Annotated in this window: 18 protein-coding genes; 8 read left to right on the top strand and 10 right to left on the bottom strand. The window is 68.3% G+C overall.

Translation table 11 applies throughout. The features are described from left to right. The first annotated feature begins 324 nt into the window (after positions 1-324). Positions 325-1,401, top strand: coding sequence for a sigma-70 family RNA polymerase sigma factor (locus AC3B6C_RS05515; protein ID WP_488375292.1), 1,077 nt, complete (start codon positions 325-327; stop codon positions 1,399-1,401). Between the two features lie 40 nt (positions 1,402-1,441). Here the strand turns inward: AC3B6C_RS05515 and AC3B6C_RS05520 are convergent, their stop codons facing one another. Continuing rightward, entirely contained in the window at positions 1,442-1,858 is a 417-nt protein-coding gene (locus AC3B6C_RS05520) for a VOC family protein (RefSeq protein ID WP_014928464.1), read from the bottom strand. Positions 1,859-1,942: 84 nt separating this feature from the next. Here AC3B6C_RS05520 and AC3B6C_RS05525 point away from each other — a divergent pair, with 84 nt between their 5' ends. After that, positions 1,943-2,653: a histidine phosphatase family protein gene (locus tag AC3B6C_RS05525; protein WP_488375293.1), complete on the top strand. Its 711-nt coding sequence runs from the start codon at positions 1,943-1,945 to the stop codon at positions 2,651-2,653. Between the two features lie 27 nt (positions 2,654-2,680). Here the strand turns inward: AC3B6C_RS05525 and AC3B6C_RS05530 are convergent, their stop codons facing one another. From AC3B6C_RS05530 to AC3B6C_RS05550, 5 genes are all read right to left on the bottom strand, one after another. Further along, positions 2,681-3,427, bottom strand: a complete 747-nt coding sequence (locus tag AC3B6C_RS05530) for an SDR family NAD(P)-dependent oxidoreductase (protein WP_488375294.1) — start codon at positions 3,425-3,427, stop codon at positions 2,681-2,683. A gap of 60 nt (positions 3,428-3,487) precedes the next feature. Then, complete coding sequence (locus AC3B6C_RS05535; protein WP_488375295.1) at positions 3,488-4,504, bottom strand: phosphotransferase family protein; 1,017 nt, start codon at positions 4,502-4,504, stop codon at positions 3,488-3,490. After that, complete coding sequence (locus AC3B6C_RS05540; protein ID WP_488375296.1) at positions 4,501-5,733, bottom strand: acyl-CoA dehydrogenase family protein; 1,233 nt, start codon at positions 5,731-5,733, stop codon at positions 4,501-4,503. The genes AC3B6C_RS05535 and AC3B6C_RS05540 overlap by 4 nt, the downstream gene beginning before the upstream one ends. A gap of 166 nt (positions 5,734-5,899) precedes the next feature. Beyond that, on the bottom strand, positions 5,900-6,547 hold the full coding sequence (locus tag AC3B6C_RS05545; RefSeq protein WP_010843115.1) for a TetR/AcrR family transcriptional regulator: 648 nt from the start codon (positions 6,545-6,547) through the stop codon (positions 5,900-5,902). 28 nt (positions 6,548-6,575) lie between these two features. Further along, entirely contained in the window at positions 6,576-7,277 is a 702-nt protein-coding gene (locus AC3B6C_RS05550; protein WP_488358385.1) for a TetR/AcrR family transcriptional regulator, read from the bottom strand. 81 nt (positions 7,278-7,358) lie between these two features. Between AC3B6C_RS05550 and AC3B6C_RS05555 the strand changes: the two genes are divergently transcribed. Beyond that, positions 7,359-8,312, top strand: a complete 954-nt coding sequence (locus tag AC3B6C_RS05555; protein ID WP_488375297.1) for an oxygenase MpaB family protein — start codon at positions 7,359-7,361, stop codon at positions 8,310-8,312. Positions 8,313-8,442: 130 nt separating this feature from the next. Here the strand turns inward: AC3B6C_RS05555 and AC3B6C_RS05560 are convergent, their stop codons facing one another. Together AC3B6C_RS05560 and AC3B6C_RS05565 are read right to left on the bottom strand one after the other, a co-directional pair. Then, on the bottom strand, positions 8,443-9,723 hold the full coding sequence (locus AC3B6C_RS05560; RefSeq protein WP_488375298.1) for an alpha-hydroxy-acid oxidizing protein: 1,281 nt from the start codon (positions 9,721-9,723) through the stop codon (positions 8,443-8,445). Positions 9,724-9,781: 58 nt separating this feature from the next. After that, a complete protein-coding gene (locus tag AC3B6C_RS05565; protein ID WP_488375299.1) occupies positions 9,782-10,075 on the bottom strand; it encodes a hypothetical protein in 294 nt (97 codons plus the stop codon). Positions 10,076-10,178: 103 nt separating this feature from the next. Between AC3B6C_RS05565 and AC3B6C_RS05570 the strand changes: the two genes are divergently transcribed. The 5 genes from AC3B6C_RS05570 to AC3B6C_RS05590 are packed head-to-tail and all read left to right on the top strand — an operon-like array spanning position 10,179 to position 15,525. Continuing rightward, positions 10,179-11,321 (top strand): polyprenyl synthetase family protein, encoded by a 1,143-nt coding sequence (locus AC3B6C_RS05570; protein ID WP_488375300.1) that lies wholly within the window; start codon positions 10,179-10,181, stop codon positions 11,319-11,321. Next, on the top strand, positions 11,318-12,034 hold the full coding sequence (locus AC3B6C_RS05575; protein WP_488375301.1) for a monooxygenase: 717 nt from the start codon (positions 11,318-11,320) through the stop codon (positions 12,032-12,034). Before AC3B6C_RS05570 ends, AC3B6C_RS05575 begins: the two co-directional genes overlap by 4 nt. After that, on the top strand, positions 12,031-12,909 hold the full coding sequence (locus AC3B6C_RS05580; RefSeq protein WP_488375303.1) for a carotenoid biosynthesis protein: 879 nt from the start codon (positions 12,031-12,033) through the stop codon (positions 12,907-12,909). The genes AC3B6C_RS05575 and AC3B6C_RS05580 overlap by 4 nt, the downstream gene beginning before the upstream one ends. Next, complete coding sequence (locus tag AC3B6C_RS05585) at positions 12,896-14,029, top strand: glycosyltransferase family 2 protein (protein WP_488375304.1); 1,134 nt, start codon at positions 12,896-12,898, stop codon at positions 14,027-14,029. Before AC3B6C_RS05580 ends, AC3B6C_RS05585 begins: the two co-directional genes overlap by 14 nt. Next, a complete protein-coding gene (locus tag AC3B6C_RS05590; RefSeq protein WP_488375305.1) occupies positions 14,026-15,525 on the top strand; it encodes a phytoene desaturase family protein in 1,500 nt (499 codons plus the stop codon). The genes AC3B6C_RS05585 and AC3B6C_RS05590 overlap by 4 nt, the downstream gene beginning before the upstream one ends. Positions 15,526-15,577: 52 nt before the next feature. Here AC3B6C_RS05590 and AC3B6C_RS05595 read toward each other — a convergent pair whose 3' ends face one another. After that, a complete protein-coding gene (locus AC3B6C_RS05595; protein ID WP_488375306.1) occupies positions 15,578-15,949 on the bottom strand; it encodes a cupin domain-containing protein in 372 nt (123 codons plus the stop codon). An 829-nt stretch (positions 15,950-16,778) separates the two neighbouring features. Further along, the gene (locus tag AC3B6C_RS05600) at positions 16,779-17,504 is read right to left on the bottom strand and encodes a ferritin-like domain-containing protein (protein ID WP_488375308.1); all 726 of its coding nucleotides are present in this window, start codon (positions 17,502-17,504) and stop codon (positions 16,779-16,781) included. Between the last annotated feature and the right edge of the window lie 59 nt (positions 17,505-17,563).

Below are 17,563 nucleotides of genomic sequence, written 5' to 3' on the forward strand. Positions count from 1 at the left end.
GCGGCAGACGACAGCCCAGCGCGGTGGTCACATAGGTGACCTCCGTGAGCTTGTGGTCGGCACTTGTCATGCGGATCAAGCTAGCAACGCGACCCCGCACCGGCAAGCCCGTGTGGCCCCCGTTCGACGGCGTCGGGGACCGGCGGCACACGCGTCCACCGGCGAGAATAGGCTCGCGGCCACCCGCAGACAGGGGTTGCACTCACCCTGATCCGAACTCGCCCGGCGGCCGGCGTCCCGACCTGCGGACCGAGGGCGAAGCGGACCGTGGTCGGCTTGGCCACTCGAGTCGAGGCTGTCGGTGCACCCCGGTAGATTGTGAGCATGACCACAACGAGCCCAGCGGCTGAGTCCAGCGCCGTGACCGACGCCGAGTTCCTCGACGTCAGCGAGCCTTTCCGCCGTGAGATCATTGCGCACTGCTACCGGATGACGGGGTCCCATCACGACGCCGAGGATCTCGCCCAGGAGACCTTCCTGCGGGCATGGCGTGGCTACGCGAAGTTCGACCACCGGGCATCCGTGCGTACCTGGCTGCACAAGATCGCGACCAACACCTGTCTGACGGCGCTGCAGAGTTCCCAACGCAGACCCCTCCCCTCCGGTCTCGGTGGCGACGCCTTCGACCCGACCGACGACCTGTTGCAGAACCACGAGGTGCCCTGGCTCGAACCGTATTCCGGCACCGCCGACGAGATCGCGCCCGGCGACGATGCGGACCCCGCATACGTGGTTGGCGCCCGCGAATCGGTTCGGCTGGCGTTCATCGCCGCTCTGCAGCATCTGCCCGAGAGGCAGCGCGCGGTCCTCATCCTGCGCGACGTGCTGCAGTGGCGCGCCGCCGAGGTCGCCGACACCATCGGCGTCACCACCGCCACCGTGAACAGTCTTCTGCAGCGGGCCCGCGAACAGGTCAAGACCGCTCGGCCGCAACAGGACTCGGTCGGCGAGGCAGCCGCGACGACGCTCGACGACAACGCGAAACGTGAGCTGCTGGCCCGCTACGTGTCGGCCTTCGAACGCTACGACGTCGACGCCATGGTCGAGTTGTTCACCGACAGAGCCATCTGGGAGATGCCGCCGTTCACCGGTTGGTACCAGGGCGCCGAGAACATCGGAACCCTCATCCGCCACAATTGCCCGGCCGAGAAGCCAGGCGATCAGATCATGCTGCCCACCACCGCAAACGGACAGCCTGCATACGGGCTGTACATGCGCGAACCCGACGGTGTCCACCGACCGTTCCAGCTACAGGTGCTCGAGATCGACGCAACGGCCGGGAAGGTCAGCCATGTCGTCGCCTTCTTCAGCGACGACCTGGAGGCGGAGTTCGCACGCTTCGGGCTTCCGGCGACCCCGTACGACGCACCGGCGCGCTCCGCGGCGAGTCCCTGGCACTGATCCCCCGCTCCTCTGATCCCCCGCTCCTCTGGTCCCGCGGTCAGTCGTCGGGGGTCTGGGGGATCTGCGACGGGTCCATCCAGACGATCTCCCAGGCATGACCATCCGGGTCGCAGAAGCTGCGGCAGTACATGAATCCCAGATCCTCCGCCGCGCGGAGTTCACTGCCGCCGCACCCGAGCGCGGCGTCGGCGAGTCGGTCCGCGTGTGCGCGGCTGTTCGCGGAGATCGCGAGCAATGATTCGCGACCGCGCGACGGATCGGCGACCGTTCCGGCCGCGTATCCCGCGAATCGTCGGTGCTGCATGAGCACGACCATCGCGGAGTCGTTGATCATCATGCAGGCACTGCCGGCGTCGCAGAAGATCTCATCGAAACGGAACCCGAGCGTGCCGAAGAACCGACGCGACCGCGCGACGTCCACGACGGGCAGGTTGACGAACAGCATCGGCGTCACGGGCGCACTCCAGACATGTCGGGGGTCAGTGGTACTGACCGGCCCGGCGCCCCGAACTCATCGAAGCCGACATAGGGTGCAGGCATGGGTGTGATCTATCTGGTTCGTCATGGTCAGGCGAACGCATTGGCCTACGGCATCGCCGACGCCACTGACGACCTGAGCAACGGGCCCGGCGGTCTCACCACCGCCGGGGCGACGCAGGCCGCCCTGTCCGGGGGCTTCCTCGCCGGGCAGATCGACACCTTCACCGCCGCGGCCAGCGGCGACCTGCCCCGGCAGCAGCAGACGCTGGACGGAGTGCTCGGAGCGTTCGCCACCGACCGGCCCCGCCCCCACGTCGACCCGGGCTGGAACGAGTACTCGTTGCCCGCGCTCGTCGGCGAGGCGACGCCGGAGATGTACCGCGACGGCCGCAGCTATCAGGAACAGCTCGACAAGGGACTCGCGGCCTGGATCGCGGCCGGCGAGCATGACGCGGCCCCCGGCCTCGACGGCGGCCCGGCCGAGAGTTACCCCCAGTTCAAGGCACGCGTCTCCGACGCGGCCGCCCGCGCGACCGAACTCGCCGGCTCGGGTCAGACCGTGCTCGTCGTCTCCTCGGCCGGCACCATCACCCAGTGGATCGCCCAGTTGTGGGGCATCCCGGACGACACCTGGCCCGCGATGGCCCGCACCATGGTCAACGCTTCGACCAGCAAGCTCATCGTCGGCCGGAGCGGCGTCTCGGTGGTCTCGTTCAACGAGCACGGTCACCTGTCGGACCGCGAAGGCGGAATCGCCACCTTCCGCTGAGGCAGGTACGAGAGCAGAGCCAGAACCCTACGCCCGGTGCAGGTTCTCCCCCGGCCGGGTGATGACGACGTTCGGGAGCACCGCGAACCGCGACAGTTGCGTGATCGAGTGAGCGACCACCGCGATGTCGTCGGCCGTGATCATCTCGTCGGCGGGAATGCGATCCTTCAGCCAGTCGGTCATGTCGGTGTTGACATACCCGGGTGCGATCGTCGTGGCGCTGACCCCGCTGCGTGATTCCTCGAGGTTGAAGGTCTCGCACAGCGAGATGAGTGCCGCCTTGGTGGCACCGTAGGCGGACAGCTCCGGCTCCGGGTACACACCCGTGATCGACGCCACGGCAATCACTTTCGCTGATCCATGCGCCTCTGCGGTCGCCCGCAGTGCCGGCAACGCCGACTGCAGCAGAACATAGGGGGCACGAACGTTGACCTGGTAGAGGCGGTCGAAGCGCTTGACCGGGAGGTCGGCGATCATGCCCTTCGAGCCCATGCCGGCGTTGATGATCAACGCGTCGAACCGTCCGAACGCCTCCGCATGTGCGGTACCGAGCGCGCTGATCGCCTCGGCATCGGTCATGTCCGCGGGCACGACCTCCACCCGCCCGGCACCCCGCTCGAGTAGCTCGGCGGCCTTCTTCTCCAGCGCCTCTCGCCCGCGGGCACTGATGGTGAGGTCCCAGCCGTCGGCGGCGAATCGGTCTGCGATGGCCGCACCGATCCCCCGTGACGCGCCGGTCACCAACGCGGAACGGTTCTTGCTCGTCTCACTCATGCAATTACTCCCTCGACTGCGCGCGAACCCGCGCGGTGTGTTCTGACATCACGGCTTCGATCAGCCGATGTGGCGCAATCCCTCGGCGATGAACGTCGCCGTGGCCTCGGCCGCCTTCTCGGCACCGTCGCCCGACGACGCGCCCGAGAGCGCGCGGTAGGTGATCCCCTCGGCGATCACGCCCAGTTTCAGGTTGGCCAGCCCGAGATAGAAGTCCCAGTCACCGAGATCGGTCCCCGTTGCGGTGGAGTACTTCTGCGCGATCTCGTCGACCGATGCGTACCGATCGCTGGTCCAGGCCGCGGAGAACCCGAGGACCTGATCGAAGGCGCCGGTGCGGTACACACACATCAGTGCGACGTCGGTCAGCGGGTCACCGAGGGTGGACATCTCCCAGTCGACGACCGCCGCGATCCGCGCCGGATCGTCGGCGTCGATGATGGTGTTGTCGACGCGGAAGTCACCGTGCACCACCGACTCTCGCGCCTGCTCCGGGACGCGTGCGGCCAGCGCGTCGACGAGCCGCTCGACATCGGGTAGCTCGCGCGTCTTCACGTGCCCCCACTGTCGCGCCCACAGTTTCACCTGACGCGCGGCGAAGCCGGCCGGGCGACCGAATTCGCCGAGTCCGACCTCGCGATAATCCACGGCGTGCAGGTCGGCGAGGGTCTGCACGAGGGCGTCGAGATTGCGTGCGACCTCGTCATCGGAGTACGCGTCCAGATCGGCGGCGGTCCGGACGACTCGGCCGTCCACGAATTCCACGACGGTGCACGGTGCGCCGATGGTCGAACCGTCGGCATCGAAGGCGACGGTTCGCGCGACCGGGACCGACGTCGACTGCAGCGCGCTGGTGACCGCCCACTCGCGGCCCATGTCGTGAGCGGACGGGGTGAGTCCACCGGTCGGCGGCCGGCGCGCCACCCAGGTGGTGACCCCGTCGGTGACGGTGTAGGTGAGATTGGACTTGCCGCCGCTGATGAGATCGATCGCGAGTTCACCGGCGGGTTCGACACCGTTGTCGATCAGCAACCGGCGCAGGCGGTCCCGGTCCAGCGCGGCATCCACGGCGGTCATCGGGCACCCGCCGATGCCTTGGCCTCGAGCGCCTGCTGGGCCTTCTTCGCGCGCCCGACGGCGCGACGGGCGATCGCCCACCGGTGGACCTCGGACGGGCCGTCGTAGATACGGAACGGCCGGAGTTCCTGCGACAGGCGGGCCAGCGGCAGATCGGCGGATACGCCGAGGCCTCCGCACATCTGGATGCTGCGGTCGGCGATCCGCGAATACGCCTCGGCCGCAAAGGTCTTGGCGATGGACGTCTCGTCGGAGGCGTGGTTGCCCAGATCGAGCTCGTGACAGGCCTTCAGCAGCAACGCGCGGGTGGCCGCCAGATCGATCTCGTTGTCGGCGACGAGCTGCTGGATCATGCCCAGGTCTCCGAGACGTCCGCCGAATCCCTCACGGCGCGAGACATAGTCGACGGCGACGTCCTGGCAGCGCTTTGCCGAACCGAGCCATCGCATCACATGGGTCATGCGGGCGGGTCCGAGCCGGACCTGCGCGTAGCGGTAGCCCTCGTTCACCTCGCCGAGGATGTCCTCGTCGGGAACGAATACATCGGTGAAGGTCACCTCACAGTGACCACCGATCATCGCCTTGTCGATGGTGTTGATGTGACGACCGACGGACAACCCGGGGGTGTCGGCGGGCGCGAGGAACATCGTGGCCCCGCCGCGGTCACCGGGCGCCCCCGAGGTCCGCGCCATGATGATGAAGAACCCGGCACCGTCGGCTCCGGTGATGAAGTGCTTGTCGCCGTTGATCTTCCAGCCACCGTCCACCCGGACGGCCTCCGTGCGCAGCGCGCTGGGATCCGAGCCGGCACCGGGTGCGGGTTCGGTCATCGCGAAGGCCGAGCGGACATCACCCGCCGCGAGCGGAGCGAGGTACTTCTGCCGCTGCTCCTCGCTCGCGATGTGGGCGAGCATGTGCACGTTGCCCTCGTCGGGAGCGCCGATGTGCAGCGCGATCGGACCGAACGTCGAGTAACCCGCCGCCTCGAAAACCGGAGCGCGGTCGCACATGTTGAGACCCAGTCCGCCGAACTCGACCGGTGCGTGGGGCCCGAAGATCCCGGCCTCCTTGGCCTTCGCATTCATCTCGCGGCGGATGTCGTCACCACCAGCGGCCGTGATGTCGCCCGCCGCCTCGTCCTCGATCGGCAGGACGTAGTCGCGGACAAAGGTCTCGGTCTTCGCGACCACATCGAGCACATCGTCGTCGTGACGAAGATCTATGGGCATGGTGACTCCTTAACGCATGGGCCGGTATCGGTTTCAGCCCGCTCGCTTCGCTCCCGGCGCTGGTGAGTTCCCCGATCGCCGACCGATCGCTCGCTCGGCGTCCCATACCTTGCCAGGCCACACCCGCCTGGTCAAGCTCAACCGACGATGGAGTCGGCCCAGGCCCTCAGTCCACCCGGTAGCCGACCAGCGCGCGGGCCAGCTGCAGATTGCGCGCGATGAGCTCATCCGGGCCCAGCAGGCCGTCGAGCTTGAACCAGGTGGACACCCCGACGCACATGGTGGCCACGGCCCGCGCCGCGTCTTTCGGGTACTCGGTGGTGAATTCGCCCGCCTCGACGCCGGCGAACACGATCTCGTCGACCATCCGCTGCTGCCGGTCCCGATGCCCGATGTAGGTGGGCCGGTAGGTGTCGTCGAGGCTGCGGATCTCTGTGGAACCGACGAACGCCTGTTCCCGTCGATACATGTGGAATCGGAGGAGCGACTCGACGACGGCGTCGAACTGCCGGATCGGTTCGGGTCCGGCCTCGAGGATCGCGGCTTCCGAGCGCGCCAGCAGATCGGTCATGGTCCGCTCGAGCAGGCCCTGCAGCAACGACTGCTTCGACGGGTAGTGGTGGTAGAGGCCCGGCACCGACAGATTGGCGCGCGCGGCGATCTCCCGGACCGAGGTGCCGTGGTAGCCCTGCTCGGCGAAAGCGGCCAGCGCCGCCGCCAACGGAACCGGGAGTTCGGGCTCGCCGTAGTCGCGCCAGCCGTCCAGTTGTTGCGTTGCCGGACGGATGTCTGCTTCGCCGGGTCCGCCACTCATGGCATCAAACATATCCCGCCGCGCAGAACTACTCCGCATCGCCGGTGCGGCGCGACAGACTCTTCTCCAGCATCTCGGCGGGTGAGACCAGCAACGAGATGCTCAGATCCACCACCTCGGCCTTGTCCAGGTCGACGTCACCCTCAAGCCACGCCGCGAGCAGCCGGCTGAGTCCGCCGACCTGATAGTGCGCGACGCCGACCGCCGCCGCGGGTCCCACGTGGACGTCGAGGATGGCCGATGTGCTCTGCAGGGTGAGGCCCGCGAACAGCGCGGTCGACTCCATCCGCTTGGCGGCGATGACGGGGCTCAGCAATGCCTGCGAGAACAGTAGCCGGCCCTTGCGGCGGTCCGCGTCGATGACGTCGACGATCGCCGTCACCGCGCCGGCGACCTTCGCTCGCATGCTCGCACCCTCGGAGAACGCGGCGAGACTGGCCTGCGCGATCTCCTCGATGACCTCGTCGTACATGACGCCGACGAGCTGATCGACCGACTCGAAGCTCTCGTAGAAATAGCGGGCGGTGAGTCCGGCACGCCGGCATACGCCGCGCACCGTCACCGCCCCGACGTCATCGGCCCCGAGCAGATCGAGACCGGCGTCGATCAGCGCCGACCGACGCCGCGCGACCCGGGTGTCGCCGCCTTCGCCGCCGTAGGCCCGCAGCGTTCCGGTCGAGTCCGACGCCGCAGCGGATCGGCTGTCCGGAGTCGATGGTGCTCGTCCCATGATTCCTATCTTGACACCCCGGTAAGTTAGGTGTGTCATAAAACGGGAAACAGACGTTTCCAGATTCGGGAGGGGTGCTCGATGGCAACGGAGCCTATCACCAGTGGAAGTTCGGCCCTGTCACCACAGGCGTCAACGGACGTGACCGTCGAGGTCGAGGAGTTCCTCGCCGCGGAGCGACCGGACACCGAGTTCCTTCCCTCCACCGCCCGGATGTCCCGAGCGGAGCTCGACGCTCTCCCCACCAGCCATCTCGACCCGCTCGGCATCGGCGTGCTCGCCGGCGCCGCGAACGTGATCATGCAGCTCAGTCTCCCCGCGGTGGGCTATGGCGTGTACGAGAGCCGCGTGGACTCGGGGAACCTGTTCAAACACCCGATGAAGCGCGGCCGCACCACGCTGAGCTACCTTGCCGTCGCCGGGCTCGGAAGCGCCAAGGACCGCAAGGCCTATCGCAAGGCGGTCGGCAAGGCTCACGCGCAGGTCCGTTCGACCGCCGACAGCCCGGTGAAGTACAACGCCTTCGACCCGAAGCTGCAGCTGTGGGTCGCGGCCTGTCTCTACCGCGGCACCGAGGACGTCCATCGCATCTTCGGCGGGATCACCGAGGTGACCGACGAGCGCTACCAGGCCGGCGCGGTCCTCGGCACGACACTCCAGGTCCCCCGCGAGATGTGGCCCGCCACGCGCGAGGACTTCGAGACCTACTGGAACGACACGGTCGAGACCCTCGAGATCGACGACACCATCCGTGAGTACCTGATGTCGATCGCCCGCGCCGAATTCCTCGGTCCCGTGATCTCGCGACTGTTCGGCTGGCATTTCCAGATCATGGCCATCGGTTTCCTGCCCGAGAACTTCCGCCGCAAGATGCGCGTCCAGCTCTCGCCGTGGCAGGAGTTCTACTTCGACAAGCACAACGCGGTCCTGCGGGCGATCGTCACACGGGCCCCGCGGCCGGTACGCGCCTTCCCGTTCAACGTCCTACTCGCCGACGTGCGGTGGCGCATGCGTACCGGTCGCCCGCTGGTCTGATCGAGGCTCGTCGCTTGCGCTCCTCGCACCTCAGGGAGCGGCAGGAGGCTCGTCGCTTGCGCTCCTCGCACCTCAGGGAGCGGTAGGAGGCTCGTCGCTTGCGCTCCTCGCACCTCAGGAAGCAGGGGGACTACAACCGCCGCAGCGCCTCGCGATCGAGGTCGGCGACGTCGGTGTGTCCCGAGAGTCCGAGGGTGAGGTCGAGTTCGGCGATGATGTCGGCGACCGCGTCTCGGGCCCCATCGGCGCCGGCAAGCGCCAGACCATACATGTGCGGCCGGCCGATACACGCGGCGTCGGCACCCAGGGCAAGCGCCTTGAACACGTCGGAACCGGTGTAGATCCCCGAATCGATCAGAACCTTGATCCGGCCGTCGACGACCGGCGCGATGGCGTCGAGGGCGTCGATCGAACTGATCGCGCCGTCGACCTGCCGACCGCCGTGATTGGAGACGACGATGCCGTCCACCCCGGCGTCGACGGCACGACGCGCGTCGTCGGGATGCAGGACCCCTTTCAGCACGATCGGCAGTGAGGTGCGTGCGCGCAGACCGGCGAGGTCGTCCCAGTTCAGCGATGGCCGCGAGTAGATGTCGAGGAACGTCTGCACCGCGGCACGCGGCTGCGGCGACCTCACGTTCTGCAAGAACCTGCCCGGTGCGTTGCGGGTGATGGAGATGAGGGTCGCGATCGCGCCGAGTGAGATCTCCGGGCGTTCGTCGGTCGCGGCGCGCAACCGTTGGGCGACGATGTCGACGAACCTGCGGTCGGACGTGTACTGGGCGATGCCCTCACCACGCGCGAACGGCAGCGAGCCGAGGTTCAGGTCCTGGGGCCGCCACCCCAGCATTGTCGTGTCCAGGGTGACGACCACCGCCTCGGCGCGGATCGCCGCCGCGCGCTCCAGAAGACTGTCGACGAGGTCGTCGTCGGTGGACCAGTACAGCTGGAACCAGCGCGGCGCACCGCTGTCCACCTCGTTCATCGCCGCGGCGACGTCCTCCATGGAGACGCTGGCCTGATTCGAGAAGATGTAGGGGACACCGAGTTCGGCGGCGGCGCGCCCGATGAGCGCGTCGGCTCCGGGTGCGGCGAGCGAACCGGCTCCGATCGGCGCGAACAGCACCGGCGCAGGCAGCCGCCTGCCGAACAGGTCGGTGCTCAGGTTCCGCTGGGAGACATCCCGCAGGATCCGCGGCACGATCGCCCAGCGGTCGAGTGCCGCTCGGTTGGCCGCCATCGTGCGGCCCTCCCCGGCGCCACCTGCGATGTACGCCCAGGCGCGGGCGGACATCGCGCGCTTGGCGCGGCGCTCCAGTTCGGCGAAATCCGTTGGTACGCGCGGCTTTCGCCGATGAACCCCGGCGGTGTAGATGTCGTTCTGCCGTGCACGCCCGTATCCCGCGGTCATGGGTGGTGATGGTAACGCCGGCGTCGGGTGTCCGGCCGGTATTGCCGGAGCGCGCCGCTCAGCGGGTGGCGACAGCGGTGGCGCCCGCCGCGGCGACGGTCACAACCGCCACCGACGGCCACGCACCGATCTTCTTCGCCAGGGGATGCGAACCGCCGAACGCCGCCAGGTAACCGGCGAGCAGACCGCCCGCGACCGCAGGGCCCTGCGTCAGCGCCCACCGGCGGGTGCACCAGGCGCCGGCCGAGCCGAGCACCACACCTCCGAGTTCGCGGCGACCGCTGTACCGGGCGACAGCGAAACCACCGACGAGACCGACCGCCACCACGGGCACCGTTGCATCCACAGCCATGCGACCCACGCTACCGCGACCGCGCCGACACCCATCCGTCGACGGTTACTGCTCCGAAGACGGGGTAACCGAGCCTCACCCCCGGACTCCGAAGGGCCCCGTCATGACACCGACCGCCGAGATGACCGACTCGTCAGCACCGCCTGCACAGTCGGTCTCCCCGGCCTGCGACCTGCACACCATCGACTCCTCGACGACCGATCTCGAGCTCGTCGAGGAAGTGCTGGCCGCTCACTTCCGCAGCCACGCATCGACCCTGCGGCAGGTCGGTACGGAACTGACACCCGCGATCGACGTCGTGTCGGCCCGGATCGGCGGTGGCAAGCGCCTGCGCGCGTCGTTCTGCCTGTGGGGGGCGCGCGGCGCGGCCGAGGGTCGGACCGTTCCGGGCATCGTCGAGATGGCGGCCGCGATCGAGTTGTTCCATCTCGCCGCTCTGGTGCACGACGACGTGATGGACGACAGCGACGTCCGTCGTGGCCTGCCCACGGTGCACCGGCACTTCGCCGACGATCATCGCCGCGCGCGGCGTCGGGGGGACGCCGAGCGACACGGCACCGCCGTCGCGATCCTCGTCGGTGACATGTGCCTGTCCTGGTCCGACGACCTCGCCGCCGCTGCGGCCGACGACGCGACCGCCAACGTCCGCCGGGCCGTTCGAGACACGTGGTCGGCGATGCGCGACGAAGCGTACGCCGGCCAGTACCTGGACATGCTGAGTCAGACCGAGGACACCACCGACGCAGACCGCACGGCGCGCATCCTGCGCTACAAGAGCGCGCGCTACACGATCGGCCAACCGTTGCGACTCGGCGGCACGCTCGCCGGCGCTCCCGCGGCGCTCCTCGACGCCTACGATCGAATCGGCCTCACCGCAGGCGAGGCCTTCCAGCTCCGCGACGACATCCTGGGTGTCTTCGGCGATGAGAAGATCACCGGTAAGCCCTCCATCGACGATCTACGGGAGGGCAAGCGCACGATGCTCATCGCGGTGGCCGAGGCATCGGCGGGCCGGATGGAGCGCCGCGTGATGGCCGATTGCCTCGGCAACCCGGATCTCGATGCGGAAGGCGCCGCACGGATGCGCGAGGTCCTGCACTCCACCGGCGCCGTCGAACACGTGGAACAGCGCATCGTCGATCTCGCGGAGGACGCGCTCGGCATCGTCGAAGATGCCCCGATGGATTCGCAGAGCCGACGGGCCCTGACCTCCCTGATCGAACGCTGCGTGTGGCGGCGCGCATGACCGCTCCTTCCGGACCGACGGTCGAACTCCGCGTCTGGGGTGTCGATCGGGTCCTACCCGCGCTCGGACGGATGTCGTCGAGTCGCCGGACGTTTCGCCGCGCCCCCGGTCTGCGTTTCGTCAAGCTCCTCGGCACCGGCACCGCCCGCACATTCACCCTGGAGAGCGCCGACCTGAAGCACTGGGCCGCCCTCACGGTCTGGCACGACGACGAAGCCGCTTCGGCGGCACGAGATTCCCCGATCTTCGACCGCTGGCAGGATTCCAGCACCGAGGAGCTCCGGGTCACGATGCGACCGATCCGGTCGAAAGGACGATGGTCGCGCGTCGATCCCTTCGAGACGGCACAGTCGTCCGACGCCCACCGTGCACCCGGGCAGGGGTGGACAGGCCCCGTCGCCGCGTTGACGCGGGCGCGGCTGAGGCCGACCAAGATGGCATCGTTCTGGCGCGCCGTCCCGCCGGTGGCAGCCGAACTCGCCGGGGCACAGGGCAATCGGCTGGCGCTCGGCGTCGGCGAGCTCCCGGTCGGGGTGCAGGGCACCTTCTCGATCTGGGACTCCGCACAGGACCTGACCGACTTCGCCTATCGCTCCCCCGCACATCTGTCGGCGGTCCGGCGGACCGCACCGTCACGCTGGTACGCCGAGGAACTGTTCGCCCGTCTCGCCGTCACCGAGGTGGTCGGCACATATGAGGGGAGGTCGGCGTGAGTCTGCTGCACGGCAGCGCTTCTCACCGAACCCCACCGTCCCGATCGCGGCGGGTGGTCGGCGTCGTGTCCTGGAATCGGGGTCTGGTCACCCTGGCATGGATCTTGCTGGCCGCGACGATCGGCGTCCAGATCGCGTTTCCGCTGACCGGTGGCGGAACCCTTCCGCTGACCGTCGCAAGCGTGCTGCTGCTGGCGTCGGCGTCACTCGTCCATGTCGCCGCGACCCGGGGCGCCGCCGCCGCGGTCGCCCTCGCTGTGGTGGCAGGCGGCGGCGGGCTGATCGCCGAATCCGTCGGTGTGAGCACCGGATTCCCGTTCGGCACCTACGAGTACACCGACGGCCTGGGACTGAAGGTCCTTGGCGTGCCGGTCCTGGTCCCGCTGGCCTGGATCATGATGTCGTGGCCCGCGCTGGTCGTGACCCGACGTCTGGTCCGGGCGTCGGGTGTGGCCCGGCGATGGGCACGGCCGGCCACCGCCGTGGTGGGTGCATACGCACTCACGGCCTGGGACGTGTTCCTCGACCCGCAGATGGTCGATCAGGGAAACTGGGTGTGGCGGTACCCGACACCCTCCCTACCCGGGGTCGCCGACATCCCGTTGACGAACTTCGCCGGCTGGCTGCTGGTCTCGTTCCTCATCGTCGCGACGCTGGATCTCCTGATCCGTCGCGACGAAAATGGCGAGACCGACCGCGCCGGAATGGATGCCGTGCCCGTCACGGCGTACCTGTGGACCTACTTCTCGTCGGTGATGGCCCACGCGGTCTTCTTCGGGCGCCCGACGGTCGCCCTCACCGGCGGACTCCTCATGGGTGTCATCGCGATCCCGCTGCTGGTCGTCGAGATCAGGGGGCGCCGTGCGGGCGTCTGACCTGGTGCGGCCGCTGGTCGCGGCGGGCACCGCGCTGTCGCTGGTGTCGTTGGCCCTGACCCTCGACAACGCGCGCCGAGTACGCCGACCCGTCCCGACTGATATCCCTGCGCCGGAACCGCTCTCGGTGCTCATCCCGATGCGCGACGAGGTGGAATCCGCCGAACGGTGCCTGCTGGCCGTCGTCGAGGCGGCGGACCGATGGCCCGGACCGATCCGGATTCTCGTGCTCGACGACGGATCGGTGGACGGGACCGATGCCGTGCTCGTCCGCCTCGCCGCACTGGACGACCGGATTCACGTCCACCGCGGCACTGCGCCACCTCCCGGCTGGCTCGGGAAGAACTGGGCCTGCGCCCAACTCGCGGACGAGGCGTTTACCGACGGGATCCACGTGTTCCTCGATGCGGACGTCGTTGTCGAGCCCCATGCCTTCACCTCGTCGTCGGCCCTTCTCCGCGACGCCGGGCTCGACCTGGTGAGCCCGTATCCACGACAGGTCGCCGTCGGGGCGGGCGAGCGACTGGTGCAACCACTCCTGCAATGGTCGTGGCTGAGCACCCTGCCACTCGGGCTCGCCGAGCGGTCGCCGCGCGAATCCCTCTCGGCCGCAAACGGACAGTTCCTGGTGGTCGATGCCGCGACGTATCGGCGCGCCGGCGGTCACGCGGCAGTGCACGACGTCGTCCTCGAGGACATCGCACTGCTGCGGGCAATCAAGGCGGCCGGTGGCCGCGGCGTGGTCGCGGAGGGAAGCGACGTCGCCACCTGCCGGATGTACCACGGTTGGCGAGAGGTCCGCGCGGGCTATCGCAAATCGCTGTGGTCCGCGTTCGGGTCACCGGGCGGGACACTGGGTGTCACGGGTTTGCTCTGCCTGATGTACGTGTTGCCTGCGGCCGCAGCATTGTTCGGCTCACGGGTGGGGTTGGTCGGGTACGCGGCCGGCGTGGCGTCCCGGGCGGTGTCGGCGCAGCGCACCGGCGGCCGTGCGTGGCCCGACGCCTTCGGTCACCCGCTGTCGATACTCGTGTTCACCGGTCTGGCAGTCGATTCGACGCTGGCCCGACAACGCGGAGTCCTGGAATGGAAGGGACGCCCCATCGAGGTCCGTCGATGACCCGGGTTCTCGTGATCGGTGCGGGCGTCGGCGGGCTCTCCGTCGCCATGCGTCTCGCCGCGACCGGTCACGACGTCACCGTCCTCGAACAGTTCGACGATGTGGGCGGCAAGCTCGGGGTCATCGAGCACGACGGTTTCGTCTTCGACACCGGCCCCTCGCTCGTCACCATGCCGCACGTGTTCGAAGAACTCTTCGCGGCGACGGGCTCGTCGATCCATGACCACCTGACCCTCGAAAGACTCCCGGTCGCCGCCCGCTACCGATTCCCCGACGGCACCTGCCTGGACATGCCGGGACACCTCGACGACATCCCGGCCGCCCTCGACGCCGCGCTCGGACCCGGACGGGGCACCGAGTGGTCGTCGTTTCTCCAACGCGCTGAACGTGTCTGGGACGTCACACATGAACCCTTCCTCGAATCGCCGATGAGCATTCGCACGATGATCGGCGGAATCGCCACCCCGTCGGACGTGCGCGCCGTCGCGCCGTGGCAAACGTTGCGCGGTCTCGGCGAGCGTTACCTCGACGACCCGCGCCTGCGTATGCTGTTGGACCGCTACGCGACCTACACCGGCTCCGACCCGCGTCGCGCACCAGCGGCACTGGCCTCCGTGCCCTGGTCCGAGCAGGCGTACGGATCGTGGTACGTCCGAGGCGGATTGGGCCGCATCGCGAGCGCCATGCGCGACCGGCTCACCGAACTCGGCGGGCGGGTCGAACTGGGCGTCGAGGTCGACCGGATCTCGGTGGGCCTCAACGGCCGAGCCGATGGTGTGGTGCTGACCGACGGAAGCCGACGCTCCGCCGATCTGGTCGTCGCGAACGCCGATGCGCGGCAGGTCTACGACCGCCTCGTGCCGCGTCGGGCCGCCCGCCGGCCTGCCGCGCTGTTGCGACGGACCACGCCGTCACTGTCCGGGTTCGTACTGCTGCTCGCCCTCGACGACCCTCCCCCTCAGCCACACCACCAGGTGCTGTTCGCCGAGGACTACGACGAGGAATTCGACGCGGTCTTCGGCTTCCGCGGCCCACCACGCCCCGTCGCGCGACCTACCGTGTACATCTCGGCGCCAGCCGATCCCGCGATCGTCCCCGGCCCGCGAACCGGTGCGTGGTTCGTGCTGGTGAACGCACCCCGACACGATCCCGACCACGGCGTCGACTGGGGCACACAGGGTTTGGCCGACTCCTACGCCGACCAGATCCTCGAGGTGATGGCCGACCGCGGACTCGACGTGGCCGGCCATGTGCGACACCGTCTGATCGTCTCGCCCGCCGACCTCGAGCGCCGGACCAGGACACCGGGCGGCTCGATCTACGGTTCGTCGTCGAACGGACCCCGCTCGGCGTTCCTGCGGCCGTCGAACACCTCACCGGTGCCGGGTCTCTACCTCGTCGGCGGATCGTCGCATCCCGGTGGCGGTCTGCCGCTCGTGGTCATGTCGGCGAAGATCGTCGCCGACCTGATCGGACCCGCGCCCGAGCGTCATTGACCGAAGGTGCCGGACAGCCATTTCGGGAACGTGATCGCCCGGCGCCGCCGGTTCAGTCGCCACCACCGGCGAGCTCTGGCTTTGCTTCTGCGCACACGGCGATGAAGGTGAGTCCGTGGGGTCCGGCGCGTAGATGCCGGCGGTGGTGCATGTCGACCGAGATGTATTGGCCTGGCGCAACAGGTTCCGCGGTTCCGTCGATCACAATCCATCCGGTGCCGGCGAGGATTGCGTAGACGTCGTCGGTGTGGTCGTCGAGGTGGTCATGCGGAACCGTCTCGGCATCGGCCGGCAGCTCGACCTGATAGATCTCGAAAGCCGTGACGTTGAGTGCTTCGCTGATGCGGCGGTCGTAGGGGCTTGTCGCTGGATGTGGGCCGCGGCCGGGCTGAATCGACTCGGCGGTGACGATGACATGTGGCATGTCTTCGACCGTAGTCGTCGTGTCGGGCGACGGTCGGACATGAGATCGTCTGGTGGACATCGGCGATGACAACTGATGGCAACGATTTGAGAGCCGGTGCGGTTTCTCGCAGCTATCTCGCGCGGCCATTGCCGGCCTGGTGTCCCGTTCGACGGCGTCGCGCGATCACCACGGTCCGCCATAGAACCACGGTGAGGACGACGCCCGCGATGGCCATCAGCGGAAACGGCACGACAGCCGTGGTCCTGGTCCACCAACTGATCTCGCTGGCCGGTCCGGCGCTGTGCGGAGGATGCGGTGGCCCGTACTTTCGCTCGAGTGCCGACCGTACATCAACCGCCGAGGGGGTGGACGGTCCGTGGCACAAGCTGCTTTTCCATGAGTGGCCGGCCCCACCGCCTACGGACACGAATAGTAGGTACTCAACGCCCGCGGTGTAGCTGATGCCGCAGGACGGCCCCTGCGAAGGTGTTTCGACGGTGGTGACGGTTCCGACGTTCCCTTTGAAGACCTCGAGTACTTCGAACTCGTAGATGTCATGCGATCCGGCCGACACCTTGTCGGTGGCTCGCGCGACGAAGACACCGTCAGCCCGTGAAGCAGCTTCCTCGGTTGTGTAGCCAACACAACTGCACGCACACGCAGTGCCGGCGGCGCCCATCGACGCTGCTGCGGCGACCACAAGCCCGCACACTGCGAGACCAACGACTCGCGGAAAGAGCCGGCGGAGAAGGCCGATCGGCGACGGGCGGCTTGGTCGCGCCGTTGATGTGTTGATCACGGTGTCACGCCGAGCCGGCCCCGGCGACGCATCACTCAGCATCGGAGTTCACGATCTGAGGCTCTCGTCCCGAGAGAACACCGATGTCGCGGTGTCGTCGAAGATCCGCATGGTGGCGGTGGCAAACTCTCGGCGCGAGACCCCGCACACGCGTAGGGCGCGACCGTGGTCGAGCGCAACGACAACGATCACCACCGCCGCGATGGCCCGCCAGGTCTGCTTGATCGCGATCCGAGCCGCCGCGGGGGTGTCACGGAAGCCGAGCCGCAGACGCCGGATCTGGAACGGGACGTGATGACCTTCGTCGGCGAGGATGCGTTCGGACACCTCGACCAGAAGCCGGTCGCCCCCGCCTTCGGCCAGCGCACGGTAGTAGCGCAACGCGACGACCTCGGCGACGGTCAGGATCATCAACTCCAGCCGCAACCCCAGCAGTCGCCGAAGGTGGACGAAGACGCTGTCGGACCAGTGCCAGCGTTTGGTCTGTGCCCCACCCGCGTGTAGCAGCAGCGCCAGCATTCGCGCGTGGTTTTGTTCCTCGGCGACGAAGAGCCGCACGGCGGTCTCGTAGTCGCGGTCGCCGGCAGCGGCGGCGTTGGCGATCAGATGAGCCCCATCGCCGCTCTCGCCCACCTGGAACTTCTGCAGACTCCGAACGATCGCTGGGTCGAGCCGACTCCCGACTGCCCAAGGCGGATCGGCACCCTCGGACCGTTGCACAGCCCGCACGCGGAACCCCTCGGACCAACTGCCTGATTCCAGCTGTGAACTCATCGGCGCTGCTCCTTGTCACCTCGACTGACCCGGGTCCTGACTCACAGTGTCCACGTGAG

The organism is Gordonia sp. 11cp (assembly GCF_057767225.1).

What these genes read in the sequence shown, in the direction of transcription:
- AC3B6C_RS05515 (WP_488375292.1), top strand. Translation starts at nt 325, where the DNA reads ATGACCACAACGAGCCCAGCGGCTGAGTCCAGCGCCGTGACCGACGCC.
- AC3B6C_RS05525 (WP_488375293.1), top strand. Translation starts at nt 1,943, where the DNA reads ATGGGTGTGATCTATCTGGTTCGTCATGGTCAGGCGAACGCATTGGCC.
- AC3B6C_RS05530 (WP_488375294.1), bottom strand. Translation starts at nt 3,427, where the DNA reads ATGAGTGAGACGAGCAAGAACCGTTCCGCGTTGGTGACCGGCGCGTCA.
- AC3B6C_RS05535 (WP_488375295.1), bottom strand. Translation starts at nt 4,504, where the DNA reads ATGACCGCCGTGGATGCCGCGCTGGACCGGGACCGCCTGCGCCGGTTG.
- AC3B6C_RS05540 (WP_488375296.1), bottom strand. Translation starts at nt 5,733, where the DNA reads ATGCCCATAGATCTTCGTCACGACGACGATGTGCTCGATGTGGTCGCG.
- AC3B6C_RS05545 (WP_010843115.1), bottom strand. Translation starts at nt 6,547, where the DNA reads ATGAGTGGCGGACCCGGCGAAGCAGACATCCGTCCGGCAACGCAACAA.
- AC3B6C_RS05550 (WP_488358385.1), bottom strand. Translation starts at nt 7,277, where the DNA reads ATGGGACGAGCACCATCGACTCCGGACAGCCGATCCGCTGCGGCGTCG.
- AC3B6C_RS05555 (WP_488375297.1), top strand. Translation starts at nt 7,359, where the DNA reads ATGGCAACGGAGCCTATCACCAGTGGAAGTTCGGCCCTGTCACCACAG.
- AC3B6C_RS05560 (WP_488375298.1), bottom strand. Translation starts at nt 9,723, where the DNA reads ATGACCGCGGGATACGGGCGTGCACGGCAGAACGACATCTACACCGCC.
- AC3B6C_RS05565 (WP_488375299.1), bottom strand. Translation starts at nt 10,075, where the DNA reads ATGGCTGTGGATGCAACGGTGCCCGTGGTGGCGGTCGGTCTCGTCGGT.
- AC3B6C_RS05570 (WP_488375300.1), top strand. Translation starts at nt 10,179, where the DNA reads ATGACACCGACCGCCGAGATGACCGACTCGTCAGCACCGCCTGCACAG.
- AC3B6C_RS05575 (WP_488375301.1), top strand. Translation starts at nt 11,318, where the DNA reads ATGACCGCTCCTTCCGGACCGACGGTCGAACTCCGCGTCTGGGGTGTC.
- AC3B6C_RS05590 (WP_488375305.1), top strand. Translation starts at nt 14,026, where the DNA reads ATGACCCGGGTTCTCGTGATCGGTGCGGGCGTCGGCGGGCTCTCCGTC.
- AC3B6C_RS05595 (WP_488375306.1), bottom strand. Translation starts at nt 15,949, where the DNA reads ATGCCACATGTCATCGTCACCGCCGAGTCGATTCAGCCCGGCCGCGGC.
- AC3B6C_RS05600 (WP_488375308.1), bottom strand. Translation starts at nt 17,504, where the DNA reads ATGAGTTCACAGCTGGAATCAGGCAGTTGGTCCGAGGGGTTCCGCGTG.